We start from the raw sequence: 16,077 nt of genomic DNA, 5'->3' as shown, positions 1-16,077 counted from the left end.
AAATATTTTTTATATCCCAATCAAATAATATCATTTGATTTTATCACCAAACACTACTATAATCAAGCAAAACAAAAAAGAAACGCAGAAAGGAGTGTTGATTATGGCACTATTTTTATCAAACCTGGGAGCAGCAGGAATCATATTGTCCATAGCAGTCATGCTGGCATCCGGCTTTCTGTTGACACGAATCACAAAACGCCTTCATTTACCCAATGTCACTGGTTATATCATTGCGGGAGTCATCATCGGGCCCTGGTGCCTGAACCTTGTCCCTTCACAATATATTGAACAGATGGATTTTATCACGGACCTTGCCCTGGCATTCATCGCGTTCGGAGTAGGTAAATATTTTAAACTGTCATCCTTAAAAGCCAACGGAAAGAACATGGTTATTCTCACCCTGTTTGAATCCCTGACCGCAGGCGTCTTCATAACAGCAGTCATGCTGGTTATGGGGTTATCTTTGTCCTTCAGCCTGCTGTTAGGCGCCATCGGCTGTGCAACTGCCCCTGCTTCCACCATCATGACCATCCGCCAGTACAAGGCCAGGGGACCGTTTGTGGATACCATTCTCCAGGTTGTTGCCCTGGACGATGCGGTGTCACTGATTGCCTTCAGCGTGTGCGCCGCCTTTGTCCAGGCCAGTTCAGGAAACGGTTCGGTGACGTTTTCCCAGATTGCTTTTCCGGTGCTCTTTAACCTTTTAGCCCTGGTTCTGGGCGGATTGTCCGGCGTGGTGCTCAGCAGGCTGATACACAAACGCCGCAGCAAGGACCACAGCCTGGTCCTGGCCTGCGTCACCATCATGGGCGTGGCCGGTATCTGCACCTCCCTCAATGTATCTCCCCTGCTGGCCTGTATGGCCTCCGGCACTGCCTATATCAATGCCAGCGGCAATAAACACCTGTTTAAACAGCTGAACCAGTTCACGCCGCCCCTTCTGGTAATGTTTTTCGTGCTCTCCGGCATGAGGCTTTCCATCCCCAGCCTGGCAGCCGCAGGAATCATTGGTGTTGTTTACTTCCTGGTCCGCATTGCAGGAAAATACACGGGTTCCGCTCTGGGCGCCGCGGTTACCCACGCCTCACCGGAAATCCGCCGTTACTTTGGCCTGGCGCTGATTCCCCAGGCCGGTGTATCCATTGGCCTGGCTGTGCTGGGACAGCGTATGCTTCCTGCTGAGAGCGGCCAGCTACTGTCCACCATCATTCTGTCCAGCGGTCTTCTGTATGAAATGGTAGGGCCTGCCTGTGCAAAGGCTTCCATCAAATTATCCGGAAGTGTTCCGGGGAAAGCGGCTGTATCCAAATCATCCGTGGATAAAACATCTGCCGGCAATACAGCTGTGATGGATAATGCAGCCGCCTCAAAGGTAAAGGCGGATGTCCGGGAGATTAATGTCATTCATAAAAATCCGGCGGACGACAGCCAGGAAACGGACGGAACTGTATCAGCTCAGCACATTCATCCGAGACATGCGGTAGTCTAGTTTTTACAGTCATTCCCCCTTGCCGCAGCCCTCTCACTAAAAAGGCCAGCTCCGGACATCCGGAACTGGCTTTATCATTTTTATGCTTATTTAACCAACAGTGATTTGCCGGTCATTTCCTTAGGCTGCTCCATTCCCATAAGCTCAATGAGGGTAGGCACGATATCGCACAGGGCGCCGCCTTCACGCAGCTTGCAGGATGGGTCTGCATTCACCAGGATAAATGGAACCGGGTTGGTGGTATGGGCGGTAAACGGCTCGCCGGTCTCATAATCCACCAGCTGCTCCGCATTGCCGTGGTCTGCACAGATGAACATGACGCCGTCCACTTCCCTGATGGCCTCCACTGCACGGCCCACGCAGGTATCCACAGTCTCGATAGCCTTGATGGCAGCATCCTCCACACCGGTGTGGCCTACCATGTCCGGGTTGGCAAAGTTGATGATGATAACGTCATATTTGCCGGACTTAATGGCCTCCACCAGTTTGTCGCAAACGCCCATTGCACTCATCTCCGGCTTTAAATCATAAGTGGCAACTTCCTTTGGAGAGGGAACCAGGATGCGGTCTTCGCCCTCGTTTGGCTCTTCCACGCCGCCGTTAAAGAAGAAGGTCACATGAGCATATTTCTCTGTCTCTGCAATCCTTACCTGGGTCTTTTTGTGTGCTGCCAGGAACTGGCCGAAGGTGTTGGTAATGCTCTCCTTCTTAAATGCAACCAGCTTGTTCTGGATGGTTTCATCGTAATCCGTAAAGCATACATACACCAGGTCCAGTCTTTTCTCCCTTGGGAAACCGTCAAAACTGTCGTCGCAGAATGCGCGGGTAATCTCCCTTGCACGGTCCGGACGGAAGTTGTAGAATATCACGGAATCCTTATCCTGGATGGTGGCCACAGGCTTACCGTCCTTCACCACCACAAAAGGAATCACAAACTCATCCGCCTTGCCGTTGTCATAAGAAGCCTGAATGCCTGCCGGAGCACTGTCTGCCTGATTGCCCTCGCCCTTTGTGAGGGCATTGTATGCCAGCTCCACGCGGTCCCATCTCTTATCACGGTCCATGGCATAGTAGCGTCCCATGACAGAGGCCACCTCGCCTACGCCAATCTCTTTCATCTTTGCTTCCAGCTGCTCCACAAAGCCTTTTCCTGATTCAGGAGGCGTATCGCGGCCGTCCAGGAAGCAGTGTACATATACCTTCTTTAAGCCGTTCTTTTTAGCCAGCTCCAGCAGGCCGTAGATATGGGTGTTGTGGCTGTGTACGCCGCCGTCAGACACCAGTCCGAACATATGAAGGGCGGAATCATTCTTCCTGCAGTTCTCAACTGCTGAGAGAAACTCCGGAATATCAAAAAAATCCCCGTCCTGAATGGATTTTGTGATTCTGGTCAGCTCCTGGTACACAATACGGCCTGCTCCCATGTTCAGATGGCCCACCTCAGAGTTGCCCATCTGTCCTTCCGGAAGACCCACTGCCATGCCGCTGGCCTCTCCCTTTACAAAGGGGCACTGGCTCATAAGCTGGTCCATAACCGGAGTCCTGCCCTCACATACAGCATTATGGTCGCAGTTATCATTTAGCCCGTAGCCGTCCAGAATCATTAATACGGTTGGTTTTTTAATCATTGTTCAATCTCCTTCTGTTTTAAATGCCCTGCCGCCTTGGAGCAGATTTAAAAAATGCTTGTGGCCGGCCGGCGGCTCCAGCTTGCGGGGTACTGAGGCCCGATTGAGGATGCGCAGCTGGGCTGCGCTGACGAAATCGGGTCTCGGCAGGCCGCAAATTGGGGCGGCCAGACGGCCACAGTAATTTTTCAAATACGCTCTGAAGAACGTGAATCCCGCTATGGGACACGCTCCGTCAGGGGCAGGGCACACATTCCGCTGTTACTTGTTGTAATTTACAATTTTGCCAAAGTCAGGCTTTAAGGAGGCTCCGCCTACCAGTCCGCCGTCAATATCCGGCTGTGCGAAAAGCTCCGGAGCGGAGGATGCGGATACAGAGCCGCCGTACTGGATACGGATTGCCTCAGCTGTAGCCTCATCGTAAATCTCACCAATGCATGTACGAATCGCTGCGCAGACTTCCTCAGCCTGCTCTGTGGTAGCTACCTTGCCTGTGCCGATTGCCCAGATTGGCTCATAAGCAATGACTGCAGTCTTAGCCTGGTCAGCCGTCACATTCAGGAATGCAATCTTAATCTGCTGGCGAATCCAGTCAATGGTGATTCCCTGCTCCCTCTGGGTCAGTGTCTCGCCGCAGCATACAATTGGAGTTATGCCGTGCTCAAATGCCTTCAGCACCTTCTTGTTCACAGTCTCATCTGTCTCAGCAAAGTACTCGCGTCTCTCAGAATGGCCGATGATTACGTACTTAACACCGGCATCTACCAGCATGCCGGGAGAAATCTCACCTGTATAAGCGCCCTTCTCCTCATAGTACATGTTCTCAGCTCCGATGCAGATATTAGAGCCCTTAGCTGCATCCATAGCAGGAATGATGTCAATGGCAGGTACACAGAATACCACATCCACATCCTCATTCACTACCAATGGTTTTAACTCGTTAACCAGGGCAACTGCCTCTGACGGAGTCATGTTCATCTTCCAGTTGCCTGCTATAATTTTCTTTCTTGCCATTGTATTTTACCTCTCCCTTTCACGCACAATCACTATTTATTGTCAGCTGCAGCCACGCCCGGCAGTTCCTTGCCTTCCAGGAATTCCAGGGAAGCGCCGCCGCCAGTGGAGATATGGGTCATCTTATCAGCAAAGCCCAGTCTCTTCACAGCATTAACGGAATCACCGCCGCCGATTACAGTGGTGGCATCTGCCAGGCCGGCAACAGCACGGCAGACTTCCAGTGTGCCTTCTGCGAAGTTGGAGAACTCGAACACGCCCATAGGTCCGTTCCACACAACTGTCCTGGCACCCTGTAATGCATCCTTATAGAGAGCAATGGTCTTAGGCCCAATGTCAAATCCTGACCAGCCTGCATCAATTACATCCACTACTTTATGCTCTGTTTCGTTGGAGAATTCCTTTCCTTCCACATGGTCAACAGGAAGCAGCAGCTTAACGCCCTTCTCCTCTGCCTTCTTAATCATCTCCAGAGCATAATCCAGTTTATCCGCCTCGCATAAGGAGTTGCCGATTTCCTGGCCCTGTGCCTTTGCAAAGGTATAAGCCATGCCGCCGCCGATTATCAGGGTGTCAACCTTGTCAAGCAGGTTGTTGATTACATTAATCTTGTCGGAAACCTTGGCGCCTCCCAGGATGGCAACGAACGGACGAACCGGGTTCTCTACGGCCTGGCCTAAGAACTTGATTTCCTTCTCCATCAGATAGCCAACCACATTCTCCTTGGTGAATCTGGTAACACCTACGTTGGAGCAGTGCGCCCTGTGGGCAGTACCGAACGCGTCGTTTACAAAAATGCCGTCGCACAGGTCAGCCAGTTCTTTTGCATACGCCTCGCTGGCAGCATCGCCGTCTTTGAATTTAGTCTCTTCAATTCTGTAGCGTGTATTCTGGAGCAGCAGAACCTCCCCGTCCTTTAAGCCGGCAGCAACCTTCTGTGTCTCAGGTCCTGTTACCTTGGCATCGTCCACAAACTTAACCTCTACGCCCAGTCTCTCGCTGAGAGCAGGAGCAACCGGCGCAAGGCTCATCTCCGGAACAGGCTCGCCCTTTGGTTTTCCCAAATGGGAACACAGGATAACCTTAGCGCCCTGGTCAAGCAGCTTCTTGATGGTAGGGATGGCTCCATCGATACGGTTATAGTTCTGGATAACGCCCTCCTTTAACGGAACGTTGAAATCGCAGCGTACCAGTACTTTTTTGCCCTGTAAATCTTTTAAATCATCAACTGTTTTCTTGTTTAACATCGTCAAATCCCCTTTCAGAGTCATTCTTACTTTTGGCAAACAATCGCCCGCAGGCAGGGCCGGCGGACCATTGCATGTAACAAAGGGCCCGGCCCAAACGACCGGACCCTTCATGAGTCTACTTAAAAATCACTGTCCTGTTGTCACAATTAGCCTAACTCAGCAAAGTACTTGATTGTCCTTACCATCTGGCTTGTGTAGGAGTTCTCATTGTCATACCATGAAACAACCTGAACCTCGTACAGGTCATCCGCAATCTGAGCTACCATGGTCTGTGTTGCATCAAACAGAGAACCATATCTCATACCGATAACGTCAGAAGATACAATCGCATCCTCGTTGTATCCAAAGGACTCGCTGGCAGCTGCCTTCATAGCGGCATTGATGTCTTCCTTTGTAACGCCAGCCTTCTTAACAACAGCTGTTAAGATTGTGGTGGAACCGGTTGGTACAGGTACACGCTGTGCGGAACCGATTAACTTGCCGTTCAGCTCTGGGATAACCAGGCCGATAGCCTTAGCAGCACCGGTGGAGTTAGGAACGATGTTGGCTGCGCCGGCTCTTGCTCTTCTTAAATCGCCTTTTCTGTGTGGTCCGTCCAGAATCATCTGGTCGCCTGTGTAGGCGTGGATGGTGGACATGATACCGCTCTGGATAGGAGCATAATCATTCAGTGCCTTAGCCATAGGAGCCAGGCAGTTTGTTGTACAAGAAGCAGCAGAGATAATCTTGTCATCAGCTGTCAGTACATTCTCGTTTACACTATATACAATAGTAGGAAGGTCATTGCCTGCCGGAGCAGAGATAACAACTTTCTTAGCGCCAGCTTCGATGTGAGCCTGAGCCTTGTCCTTAGAGCAGTAGAAACCTGTACACTCCAGAACAACATCTACCCCGATTTCGCCCCATGGAAGGTCAGCAGCCTTTGGTTCCTTGTAAATGGTAATCTTCTTGCCGTCTACAGTGATGGAATCCTCTCCAGCCTCAACAGTGTGCAGTCCCTGGCCATAAACGCCGGCATATCCGCCCTGTGCTGTATCATACTTTAACAGATGAGCTAACATCTTAGGATCGGTTAAGTCATTGATAGCTACTACATCGTAACCTTCTGCTCCGAACATCTGACGGAAAGCCAGACGTCCAATACGTCCAAATCCATTAATCGCTACTTTTACTGCCATGATTCAATTCCTCCTAGTTTGTTAAAAAATATATTATTGTTAAATATTAATCAACCTCTCTCTATTGTAATCAATTTCTAATGAATTGGCAAGTCCTTTTTTTATTTTTACGGATATTTGACCTTTTTATACTAAGAAAATACTGGAATCTTGCCATTCGGGTATTTTCTGCTATAATGTTGTTATGAAATGCGTATGAAAATGCTGTTATGTATAAAAATGCTCTTATTTTCGTAAAAAAGTCATTACTATAGAAGCAAAGGAGAAGCTCCAATGATATACGACTGCCATCTGCACACTGAATTTTCCGGTGACTCCAACACCCCTATAGGTCTGCAGATTGAGAAGGCCATAGAACTTGGCATGAAGGAGATGTGCATCACCGACCATCACGACTACGACTCCGGATTCTGCGACTGCGATTTTATTCTGGATATTCCAACCTACCTTACATCCCTGCGCATGCTCCAGGCAGAGTACAGGGACCGCATCCGCATCAACATTGGAATTGAACTGGGGCTGCAGGACCATCTTAAGGAATATCTGGAGCACTTTGTAAAGCGTTATGGTGATTCCTTTGATTTCATCATCGGTTCCAGCCACTTTGTGAAGAGCATGGACCCGTACGACCCGGAATACTGGAATAAGCGGGGAGAGGTGCCCGGCTTTGAGGACTTCTTTGAAGCCTCCCTGATGCGCGTCAGGAACCTGTGCCACACCTTTGATTCCTTCGGCCATCTGGATTATGCGGTGCGCTACGCCCCCCACCAGAATGACTTTTATGACTACCAGCACCTGAGCCGGTGGATTGACCCCCTGTTAATGATTCTCATTGAAAACGGCAAATCCCTGGAATGCAACACAGGCGGTTTTAAGTACGGCCTGGGCCAGCCAAATCCCTGCCGGGAGATTCTCATCCGCTACCGGGAACTGGGAGGCGAGATGATTACCATCGGCTCCGACGCCCATACGCCGGAGTACGTAGGCTATGCCTTTGACACCTGCCGGGAACTGCTGCTGGACTGCGGCTTCAAATATTTTACTGTGTATCATGGCAGGAAACCGGAATTTGTTTTGCTTTAGTAATGACGGGGGCGGGTTTTCCTGCCCCCTCCCCATAATCTCATCCAGCACTTTCTGTCTTCATAGCTGCCTTCACATCCTTCAGAAACTGTTCCCAGGCATCTTCGTTTTCCACATAATATTTAGGACAGAGCTTTCCATTAACATCGTAATGGCGTATGACGTCCTTCGGGGTCAGCTTCAGCTGCCTGCACAGGAAGGCTGTCAAATCCACCACGGATTTATATGTGGCATCATTGAACTTTCCGCTGTCATCCGGATGGCACACCTCGATGGCAACCGTGGTGTTGTTCAGGGGGGCGTTGGCGTAGGCAATTTCGCTTACCGGAATGCACTGGATGACCTCGCCTTCCAGGCCCACCACGAAATGGCTGCTGGCAGAAGAACCGCTCTTTTGCGGGTCCTGGTCCGCCAGGCTGTCGAAATAGTCCCTGTTATTCTTGGCTGTGGAGCCGGGGTTGGCCACATAGTGTATGACAATTTTATCCACCTTCTGACGCCCCACATCCGGCCTGGAAAAAATGTTCTTTCTTATGAAATCCTGTTCCACGTAATCCGGCACTTCCACTGCTTTCAAATCCACGGTATAGGGCCGCTCCCAGCCCCAAAGGTAATAGCCTCCGCCCAGACCGGCCCCTATGCCCAGCACCAGCACCAACAAAAGCGCCAGGACGGGCACGCCTTTTTTAGAACCTTTCCGGCGTTCTCCTGAACCTGCATCCCCTGTTTTTTTCGTTTTTCGGGGACGGTCCTCCTGTCTTCTGTTGTCTGTTTTCTCCTGCCCTGTCCTGGCAGCAGGTTTCCGGGCCTGGGGCTCCCTGTCTCCCATACCGGGTTTCCTCCTGGAAACCCGGTCGCGCCTGGGTCTGCCCCCTATGTAGGAATCCCCCACAGGAGGATTCTGCCGGCCTGCCAAGGGCCTGTCCGGCTCCAGCGGTACCTGCCGGATGTCTTCGTAATCATTCATCCCATCTATATCCTTGGTACGTTCCTCTCTCATGCTTTTGTACACCTCTCATTGTTCCTGTCTCACTGATTCTGTCACATGAACAATATAACATTTTTCAGCTTAAAACACAATGGATGTTGCATTTTATGAATCAATCTGTAAAATCTTAAAATAGATGCAACTTTATCATTGCCTCAGACGTCTAACAGTCAGAAGGATATGAAAGGAGGATGCAGATACATGGGCTTCCACAACCATACGGCGGAAACAGAACGTCTCCTTACGGAAAATTATGAACGATACTACCGCCTTGCATTTAAATTAATGCGTAACAAAGATGATGCCCTGGATGTGGTCCAGGAAAGCGCCTACCGGGCAATCAAGGACTGCAAAGGGGTCAGAAATAAAGACTACCTTTCCACATGGATATACCGAATCGTAGTCAACACCAGCCTGGATATGCTGCGCAGGAAAAAGAAAGAAACCCCCACAGAAGAAATGCCGGAAACTCCGACAGAGGATTATTACCAGGACCTGGATTTAAAACAGATGATAAACCAGCTGGATGAAAAAAGCAGGACCGTCATCATACTGCGGTATTTTGAGGACCTTAAATTAGAAGACATTGCTGTCATAGTAGGTGAAAATCTCAACACGGTAAAGGCCAGGCTTTACCGCACCCTGAAACGGTTAAGACTGGAACTGGAGCCGGTGCCGTCAGGCGGTAACCAGAACCATTTTTCAGAAAGGAGCCATGCTCATGAAACAGGAAGAAAGCAGACAGATGGATAAGTTGAAATCAGAATATGAAAGCATACCGGTTCCAAAGGAAGCAAAGGAACGCATGCTTGCGGGCATTGCCCAGGCAAAAAAAGAACAGAAAGGCGTGATTATCATGAAATTTGCTAAAAAGACAGGCGGGGCTGCTGCTGCTGCCATGATTGCCATAACCGTACTGGCCAATTCCACACCGGCCCTGGCCAATGCAATGGAACAGATTCCGGTCATTGGCTCCATTGCAAAGGTAGTGACTTTCCGCACCTATGAAGATAAAAAGGATAATTTTGAGGCTGATATCAAGGTTCCCCAGGTAACCATTGAAGGAACCGAAGGCGCCCAGGTTCCTGCAAACAAGTCCATTGAGGAATATGGCAATGAACTCATTGCCATGTACGAGGAAGAACTGTCCAAGGACAACGGCGAAGGACACTATGGTCTGGATTCCCGCTACGAGGTGGTAACGGACAACAGCAAATACCTGTCCATCCGCATTGACACCACTCTTACCATGGCCAGCGGGGCCCAGTTCGTCAAGGTATTCACCATAGATAAGGCCACCGGCAATGTCATTTCCTTAAAAGACCTGTTCAGCGGCCGGCCGGAAATGCTGGATGCCATCAGCGCCAATATAAAGAGCCAGATGGCGGAACAGATGGCACAGGATGAGTCTGTTGCGTATTTCTACCAATCCGATATGCCGGATGAGGATTTCAAAGGACTGACAGGCGACGAGAGCTATTACTTCAATGAAAACGGCGAACTTGTGATTACATTTAATGAATATGATGTTGCGCCGGGTTACATGGGCGCTGTACAGTTTACCATTCCCGGTTCTGTCACAGGTACGTTTTAAATACTGAATCCGTCCATGCATATTTTCCATCCCCGCCTTCCATACTAACCATGAGGTGATGAAGATGATAGAGAGAGATGAACTTCCCATTGGCTTTACCATGGAACTGGCCATGAACCCGGAAGCCATGAGCCGTTTTTCCGGTCTTTCCACGCCGGAACAGGAACAGGTGGTAAACAGGGCCAGAAGCATAAAAAGTCATGAGGAAATGCGCAACTACGTGGAAAATATGTTTACGGAGGGATGAGGCACATGGAAGGTATACAGGTACCGGGAAGGCAGGAGCCTGACAGACAGGGCCCTCTGGAGCTTCCAGGCAGAAACAGCAGCACCTATGGGGATGGGGACATTCCTGAAATTGATTTACCCTGCGGCGACAACGCCACACATGATTTCCCTCAGGAATTTCCTGAAAACCGCATGCAGTCCTGATGAACCAGGGCTGCATTTTTTGTATGCCTGGCAGCAGTGACAGCCAAAAAGCGCAATGCCCGGAAAGCCGTGAATACGGCCCTTCCGGGCATTGCGCCGGTATGTGTTCCTATTATGGCACAGTCCCCGCGGACTGTACTGTCTGCAAAACGGAGGAGGAGGGATTTGAACCCTCGCGCCGGTGCTACCGACCTACTGGTGTTCGAAGCCAGACCCTTCAGCCACTTGGGTACTCCTCCATAAAAAATACCAACTACTGCATTATACACTAAAATCCGTGTTTTGTGTAGTAGTTGGCGTTAATTTTTTAGACATTTTCAGCACAGTTTCAAACTATCTTAAAAACAGCCTCTAATTCCGGCTAATTTGCCGGTGCCTGCATCTCGGTATACTCTGCCGGGTTTGGAGCCGGAACATCCACGGGCTGGCCCGGGTCTGCGATTCCAACATCGCCGTCCAGATTCACGCTGAAGGTCTCGCCCTGCATGGTCATATCCATATCCATCTTAAGACGCATCTTAATGCAGTCCCCGGCCGGGTTAACCACGTACTCGCCGCGGATATTGTGAAGCTTCATATCAAGTCCGTCCAGCATGCCTGACAATCCGGTAGAGCCAAGCACCATCTGCATGTACTCGTTCATCCTGGCATCGTTAATGGTATAGCCGATGACCTTGTTCTCGCCCTCATCCCACAGGTTGAAATCTCCAATTAAATCCTCCGGTACATCAAAGGCATTGGATGACGCCATGGCCTGATTCATCATGTCGCCCATAGCCATGGGATACTTCACCTTCTGTCCCAGCATATCCATATAGGTGTAGCCGTCCATATAATACATGGAATAGGTAATGGGCTCGCTGTCCGGAACCGTCATACGGCAATAGGCCATATAGCGCAGCTGGCTGGGGTCCTGCATATGATTCATCTTCATATTCATCTCCAGCCTCATGTCCAGGGGACCCACGCCTTCATTTTCAAGTAAGCTGCCTGTCATTTTAATCTTGAAATCGTAGAAGGCGTTCATATCCGTCATGTTCTGGTTCCTGGCTTCCACTGCCTTATACAGCTCCAATGCCTCCTGTGACTGAGCCGCATAAGCGGTCATGGGACATAACAGGGCTGCTCCCAGAACCACTGCCAGCAGGCGTTTCATTAATCTCATTTAATCCCTCCTTATCTTGAACAAAACTTTGGTGTTATGTTCATTGTAACGCATGGGGTTTTATTTGTAAATGCGGAAGGAATTACATTTTCCTTACATTTACAGTTTTCAGTTTACTGCCCAAAATACTGGTTTACCCCGGCCACCAGGCCGTCCGCCAGTGTATTCAGCGTGGCCGCAGAATGGTCAGACGCCTTATCTCCCAGCTCTATATCCACGGACGGAACCGTGGAAAAGGATGTCTGGGTCAAATCCATGGCCATGGAGCCGCCGGAGAATATCTTGACCCCAGCCCCCTTAAGCCCGGCCACCAGGCTTTCCCCCAGGGCGTTGTGCTGCTGCCAGTGGGATTTTACAGGCTCCATATTCCGGTAGGATTCCACATTGGGAACACTCATATAGAAGGCTCCCTTGTTATTGGTGGTGGAATCCCAGTGAAGGGCAATGTGGCAGTCGCTTGCGTTATTTGCAATGACGGTCCTGGCTATATTATCCAACTGGACATCGTCGCTCTCCCGAATCATCAGCACATCATATCCTGTTGCCAGAAGCTTTTCCTTCAGTATGTTTGCCATGGACAGCGTCACCCTGCTCTCAGCGGTTCCGTCTGCAAAGGTCATGCCGCCTGACACAGCTACCGCAGAGGTTGCCCCTGCCCCGGTGGTGCCTCCGGTTACCTTCGGCGTGCCGTCGGGATGGCACAGGGTCTTGACGGAAGAACCGCCCTTGGTTCCATGGCCTGCATTGACGCAAACCGTAATGCCCTTGGGGCTTGCTGCCTCGGAACGGTACAGTACGGCTGCGCCTGAATTGATTTTGGAAAATTCCGCGTATTTCCACGATGGATTCAGAGTTATCTCCCCGCTGTCCACGCACACCCGTGGAGCCGCTGCCGTGGTCTCAGGCACCTGGGTGGTTATAAATTCCGACGATATATAGCCCGGCGTTCCGTTATAGTCGATTCTGGTCCACTGTTCGCCCTTGCCGGTGCGCTTCAGTCCGGTCCCCGGGCTTGCATATGTAAGAATGTTGGAATCATCCCCTGTATCGCAGGCAGAGCGTATGCGTACGCTGCCGCCGTCCGGTGATTTCACATAAACCGTGTCCGCCGTATCCTCAAACTGGGGCATGGGCGCCGTGGTGCGTTCTGTATCCAGCTTAATGGTCTCAGCCTTACTTCTTTCATCCGGTGCGCCGGACTCACCGCGGACAGCCGGACTGTCCTGGATTTGGGAAACCGCTCCGCTGTCTGACTCCATTCTGGCCTTCATCTCACTGCTGGACTCATACTTGCCGCATCCGGCCAGACCCAGGCTGGCTGCCATGATTCCTGCCAGACCAATGGCTGCCAGACCCTTTACCTGTCTTTTTTTACGTAACATGCTGTTCCTGCCTGCTGTTTGTCTCATCTTATTATGGTACCTCCGCCTGCCACATAATCCCCGTCATAAAATACCACGGCCTGTCCCGGTGTCACGGCTCTGACCGGCTCATGGAACCGGCATTCCACCATGCCCTCCCCGATTTCACGGATGGTGCAGGGACTTCCCTTGTGGCTGTATCTGATTTTGGCTGTTACCTCCATGGATTTACCATGAAGTCCGTCAACTGCCATCCAGTTCAGTTTATCGCAGCGGAGCACATTTGTAAATACATCATTGTTGTCACCGATGACTACTTCATTTGTATCAGGGCGTATTTCCACCACAAACACAGGGCGGCCCATGGAAAGGTTCAGCCCCTTTCTCTGTCCCACCGTATAGTGGGTGATGCCTCTGTGGCGACCCAGCACATTGCCGTCCAGGTCCACGAAGTTGCCCGGCGGCAGCTCCCTGCCGGTGTATTCCTCAATGAACGACGCATAATCATGGTCCGGGATAAAGCAGATTTCCTGGCTGTCCGGTTTATGGGCCACCGGAAGCCCCAGGCGCTCCGCCATGTCCCGTATCTCCTCCTTGTGGTAGCTGCCCACAGGCATCAGGGTATGGGACAGCTGGTCCTGGGTCAGATTGTAAAGGGCGTAAGTCTGGTCCTTTGATGCGGTCACTGAGGTCTTAAGGGAATAACGGCCTCCCGGCAGTCTGTCTATCTGTGCATAATGCCCTGTGGCAATGTAATCAGCTCCAATGGCCATGCTCCGCCTCAGCAGGGACTCCCACTTCACATAGCGGTTACAGGCAATACAGGGATTAGGCGTCCTTCCCTCCGCATACTCGCCCACAAAGTAATCCATTACATTTTTGCGGAACTCTTCCTTGAAATTCATCACATAATAAGGGATACCCAGGTCCATGGCAACCCTTCTGGCGTCATCCACTGCGCTTAAACCGCAGCAGCCGCCCTCTGCCTCCTGGACCTCAGTATCCTCATCCTGCCATATCTGCATGGTCACGCCAATCACATCGTAACCCTGCTCTTTTAACAGCCAGGCTGCCACGGAGGAGTCAACTCCTCCTGACATGCCTACCACTACTTTCTTGCTCAATAGTTCTCCTCTTCTTCCTCTTCCTCAATATTATCCTTGGGCTTTTCCAGGCCCTCAATGGTAATACCGTTTTTCTGTGCATAATCCCAGAGGGCAGCATGGATTGCTTCCTCTGCCAACAGAGAACAGTGTACCTTAACAGGAGGCAGTCCGTCAAGTGCTTCCATCACAGCTTTGTTGGTTACTGCCATGGCCTCCTGTACGGTCTTTCCCTTTACCAGCTCTGTTGCCATGCTGCTGGTTGCCACGGCCGCTCCGCAGCCAAAGGTTTTAAATTTTACATCACGGATAACCTGGCTGTCATCTATATCCAGGTAAATCCTCATGATATCGCCGCATTTAGGATTTCCCACTGTCCCCATTCCGCTGGGGTTCTCAATTTCACCCACATTTCTCGGGTGCTCAAAATGGTCCATTACTTTTTCTGTGTACATCTATTTCCTCCTGGTATGCTTCTAAGCTTATCCTTGATACAGGCATTTGCCTGTATATTATTTTTCCTTGTTTCCATTGTGTTTCATATAATCTTCATACAACGGCGACATTCCGCGCAGATACTCCACGATTTCCTTAATCTGCTCCACCACGTAGTCGATTTCTTCCTTTGTATTCTCCTCGCTTAAGGTGAGACGGAGGGAACCGTGGGCAATCTCATGAGGCAGCCCAATGGCCAAAAGCACATGGGAGGGGTCCAGTGACCCTGAGGTGCAGGCCGAGCCGCTGGAACCGCAGATTCCTGCCATATCCAGCTTAATGAGAAGAGATTCACCTTCAATAAACTGGAAAGCGAAATTCACGTTGTTGGGAAGACGGCTGGTGCGTGAGCCGTTAATCCTGGTAAATGGCACCTCGTCCATGACCCGCTTCATCAGATAATCCCGCAGTCCCGTTTCCTGGGCAGCCCTCTCCTCCATATTAGCCATGGCCAGCTCCACGGCCCTGCCGTATCCCACAATGCCCGGCACATTCTCTGTACCGGCACGGCGCTTGCGTTCCTGGGCGCCTCCGTGGATAAAGGAACGAATCTTCACGCCTGTGCGGATATAGAGAAACCCGATTCCCTTTGGCCCGTTCAGCTTGTGACCGCTGGAACTGAGCATGTCAATATTATATTCATCCACATGGATAGGCACATGGGCAAATGCCTGTACCGCATCGGTGTGGAACAGAATCCCGTGTTCCCTGGCAATGGCCCCAATCTCCTTGATGGGCTCAATGGTGCCAATCTCATTATTGGCAAACATAACCGATATGAGAATGGTATCAGGACGGATGGCCCTTTTAAGCTCATCCAGCTTGACCACCCCGTTCTCATCCACATCCAGATAGGTCACCTCATATCCCCTCTTCTCCAGGTACTGGCAGGTGTGGAGAACGGCGTGGTGCTCTATCTTTGTGGTAATGATGTGCTTCCCTTTATTTTCATAGGCTTCAGCCGTGGCCACCAGGGCCCAGTTGTCGGCCTCGCTGCCGCCTGCCGTGAAATATATTTCATTGGTTTTGGCCCCCAGGGACTGGGCAATGGTTTCCCTGGCATGGTTCACGGCCTTCTTGCTCTCTGTGGAGAAGTCGTAGACCGAGGAGGGATTCCCGTAATATTCCGTGAAATATGGAAGCATGGCTTCCACCACCTCCGGCCTGGTCTTCGTGGTAGCCGCATTATCCAGATAAATTAATTGTTTCATAATCAAAATCCGCCTTTCTGTAGTCCTAAAGTTAAAAGCTTCATCTACGCTTTTTACTATATCATAGTATTCCTACAATTTCA

General features: G+C 50.7%; 16 protein-coding genes and 1 tRNA gene. 6 read left to right on the top strand and 11 right to left on the bottom strand.

The window, feature by feature from the left end; all coding sequences use genetic code 11:
- The first annotated feature begins 103 nt into the window (after window positions 1-103).
- A complete protein-coding gene (locus FGS84_RS09835; protein ID WP_138307968.1) occupies window positions 104-1,492 on the top strand; it encodes a cation:proton antiporter in 1,389 nt (462 codons plus the stop codon).
- Between the two features lie 86 nt (window positions 1,493-1,578).
- Here the strand turns inward: FGS84_RS09835 and gpmI are convergent, their stop codons facing one another.
- The 4 genes from gpmI to gap all read right to left on the bottom strand — a co-directional run bounded on the left by gpmI (window position 1,579) and on the right by gap (window position 6,562).
- A complete protein-coding gene (gene gpmI / locus FGS84_RS09830; RefSeq protein WP_138307967.1) occupies window positions 1,579-3,120 on the bottom strand; it encodes a 2,3-bisphosphoglycerate-independent phosphoglycerate mutase in 1,542 nt (513 codons plus the stop codon).
- Between the two features lie 261 nt (window positions 3,121-3,381).
- Complete coding sequence (tpiA, locus tag FGS84_RS09825) at window positions 3,382-4,134, bottom strand: triose-phosphate isomerase (RefSeq protein WP_138307965.1); 753 nt, start codon at window positions 4,132-4,134, stop codon at window positions 3,382-3,384.
- A gap of 32 nt (window positions 4,135-4,166) precedes the next feature.
- On the bottom strand, window positions 4,167-5,381 hold the full coding sequence (locus FGS84_RS09820; protein WP_138307963.1) for a phosphoglycerate kinase: 1,215 nt from the start codon (window positions 5,379-5,381) through the stop codon (window positions 4,167-4,169).
- A gap of 149 nt (window positions 5,382-5,530) precedes the next feature.
- Window positions 5,531-6,562, bottom strand: a complete 1,032-nt coding sequence (gene gap, locus FGS84_RS09815) for a type I glyceraldehyde-3-phosphate dehydrogenase (protein WP_002569449.1) — start codon at window positions 6,560-6,562, stop codon at window positions 5,531-5,533.
- 273 nt (window positions 6,563-6,835) lie between these two features.
- On the opposite strand from gap, the gene FGS84_RS09810 reads away from it, so the two are divergent.
- Window positions 6,836-7,645, top strand: coding sequence for a histidinol-phosphatase HisJ family protein (locus tag FGS84_RS09810; protein WP_138307961.1), 810 nt, complete (start codon window positions 6,836-6,838; stop codon window positions 7,643-7,645).
- Between the two features lie 40 nt (window positions 7,646-7,685).
- Here the strand turns inward: FGS84_RS09810 and FGS84_RS09805 are convergent, their stop codons facing one another.
- Complete coding sequence (locus FGS84_RS09805; protein ID WP_138307958.1) at window positions 7,686-8,645, bottom strand: peptidoglycan recognition family protein; 960 nt, start codon at window positions 8,643-8,645, stop codon at window positions 7,686-7,688.
- Window positions 8,646-8,834: 189 nt separating this feature from the next.
- Between FGS84_RS09805 and FGS84_RS09800 the strand changes: the two genes are divergently transcribed.
- The 4 genes from FGS84_RS09800 (at window position 8,835) to FGS84_RS09785 (ending at window position 10,659) form a co-directional block, all read left to right on the top strand.
- A complete protein-coding gene (locus FGS84_RS09800; RefSeq protein ID WP_138307956.1) occupies window positions 8,835-9,386 on the top strand; it encodes a sigma-70 family RNA polymerase sigma factor in 552 nt (183 codons plus the stop codon).
- Complete coding sequence (locus FGS84_RS09795) at window positions 9,355-10,227, top strand: DUF3298 and DUF4163 domain-containing protein (protein WP_138307954.1); 873 nt, start codon at window positions 9,355-9,357, stop codon at window positions 10,225-10,227. The genes FGS84_RS09800 and FGS84_RS09795 overlap by 32 nt, the downstream gene beginning before the upstream one ends.
- 64 nt (window positions 10,228-10,291) lie before the next feature.
- Window positions 10,292-10,474, top strand: a complete 183-nt coding sequence (locus FGS84_RS09790) for a hypothetical protein (RefSeq protein ID WP_138307951.1) — start codon at window positions 10,292-10,294, stop codon at window positions 10,472-10,474.
- A gap of 5 nt (window positions 10,475-10,479) precedes the next feature.
- On the top strand, window positions 10,480-10,659 hold the full coding sequence (locus FGS84_RS09785; protein WP_138307949.1) for a hypothetical protein: 180 nt from the start codon (window positions 10,480-10,482) through the stop codon (window positions 10,657-10,659).
- Between the two features lie 150 nt (window positions 10,660-10,809).
- On the opposite strand, the gene FGS84_RS09780 is transcribed toward FGS84_RS09785, so the two are convergent.
- The 6 genes from FGS84_RS09780 to nifS all read right to left on the bottom strand — a co-directional run bounded on the left by FGS84_RS09780 (window position 10,810) and on the right by nifS (window position 15,994).
- Window positions 10,810-10,898, bottom strand: a tRNA-Ser gene (locus tag FGS84_RS09780).
- 122 nt (window positions 10,899-11,020) lie between these two features.
- Entirely contained in the window at window positions 11,021-11,824 is an 804-nt protein-coding gene (locus FGS84_RS09775; RefSeq protein WP_138307947.1) for a DUF6612 family protein, read from the bottom strand.
- Between the two features lie 113 nt (window positions 11,825-11,937).
- On the bottom strand, window positions 11,938-13,206 hold the full coding sequence (locus tag FGS84_RS09770) for an N-acetylmuramoyl-L-alanine amidase (RefSeq protein WP_347563816.1): 1,269 nt from the start codon (window positions 13,204-13,206) through the stop codon (window positions 11,938-11,940).
- 23 nt (window positions 13,207-13,229) lie between these two features.
- Window positions 13,230-14,309, bottom strand: a complete 1,080-nt coding sequence (gene mnmA, locus FGS84_RS09765) for a tRNA 2-thiouridine(34) synthase MnmA (RefSeq protein WP_138307943.1) — start codon at window positions 14,307-14,309, stop codon at window positions 13,230-13,232.
- The gene (gene nifU, locus FGS84_RS09760; RefSeq protein ID WP_138307941.1) at window positions 14,306-14,743 is read right to left on the bottom strand and encodes a Fe-S cluster assembly scaffold protein NifU; all 438 of its coding nucleotides are present in this window, start codon (window positions 14,741-14,743) and stop codon (window positions 14,306-14,308) included. Before nifU ends, mnmA begins: the two co-directional genes overlap by 4 nt.
- A gap of 57 nt (window positions 14,744-14,800) precedes the next feature.
- Window positions 14,801-15,994, bottom strand: a complete 1,194-nt coding sequence (nifS, locus tag FGS84_RS09755) for a cysteine desulfurase NifS (RefSeq protein WP_138307939.1) — start codon at window positions 15,992-15,994, stop codon at window positions 14,801-14,803.
- Window positions 15,995-16,077 lie beyond the last annotated feature (83 nt).

This window comes from Clostridium sp. 1001271st1 H5, assembly GCF_005845215.1.
Lineage (GTDB): Bacteria > Bacillota > Clostridia > Lachnospirales > Lachnospiraceae > Enterocloster.
This window is presented reverse-complemented; position numbering and strand designations above follow the sequence as displayed.

What these genes read in the sequence shown, in the direction of transcription:
- tpiA (WP_138307965.1), bottom strand. Translation starts at nt 4,134, where the DNA reads ATGGCAAGAAAGAAAATTATAGCAGGCAACTGGAAGATGAACATGACT.
- FGS84_RS09795 (WP_138307954.1), top strand. Translation starts at nt 9,355, where the DNA reads ATGAAACAGGAAGAAAGCAGACAGATGGATAAGTTGAAATCAGAATAT.
- nifS (WP_138307939.1), bottom strand. Translation starts at nt 15,994, where the DNA reads ATGAAACAATTAATTTATCTGGATAATGCGGCTACCACGAAGACCAGG.
- FGS84_RS09820 (WP_138307963.1), bottom strand. Translation starts at nt 5,381, where the DNA reads ATGTTAAACAAGAAAACAGTTGATGATTTAAAAGATTTACAGGGCAAA.
- FGS84_RS09770 (WP_347563816.1), bottom strand. Translation starts at nt 13,206, where the DNA reads ATGTTACGTAAAAAAAGACAGGTAAAGGGTCTGGCAGCCATTGGTCTG.
- FGS84_RS09800 (WP_138307956.1), top strand. Translation starts at nt 8,835, where the DNA reads ATGGGCTTCCACAACCATACGGCGGAAACAGAACGTCTCCTTACGGAA.
- FGS84_RS09785 (WP_138307949.1), top strand. Translation starts at nt 10,480, where the DNA reads ATGGAAGGTATACAGGTACCGGGAAGGCAGGAGCCTGACAGACAGGGC.
- FGS84_RS09790 (WP_138307951.1), top strand. Translation starts at nt 10,292, where the DNA reads ATGATAGAGAGAGATGAACTTCCCATTGGCTTTACCATGGAACTGGCC.
- gpmI (WP_138307967.1), bottom strand. Translation starts at nt 3,120, where the DNA reads ATGATTAAAAAACCAACCGTATTAATGATTCTGGACGGCTACGGGCTA.
- gap (WP_002569449.1), bottom strand. Translation starts at nt 6,562, where the DNA reads ATGGCAGTAAAAGTAGCGATTAATGGATTTGGACGTATTGGACGTCTG.
- FGS84_RS09805 (WP_138307958.1), bottom strand. Translation starts at nt 8,645, where the DNA reads ATGAGAGAGGAACGTACCAAGGATATAGATGGGATGAATGATTACGAA.
- FGS84_RS09835 (WP_138307968.1), top strand. Translation starts at nt 104, where the DNA reads ATGGCACTATTTTTATCAAACCTGGGAGCAGCAGGAATCATATTGTCC.
- FGS84_RS09775 (WP_138307947.1), bottom strand. Translation starts at nt 11,824, where the DNA reads ATGAGATTAATGAAACGCCTGCTGGCAGTGGTTCTGGGAGCAGCCCTG.
- FGS84_RS09810 (WP_138307961.1), top strand. Translation starts at nt 6,836, where the DNA reads ATGATATACGACTGCCATCTGCACACTGAATTTTCCGGTGACTCCAAC.
- nifU (WP_138307941.1), bottom strand. Translation starts at nt 14,743, where the DNA reads ATGTACACAGAAAAAGTAATGGACCATTTTGAGCACCCGAGAAATGTG.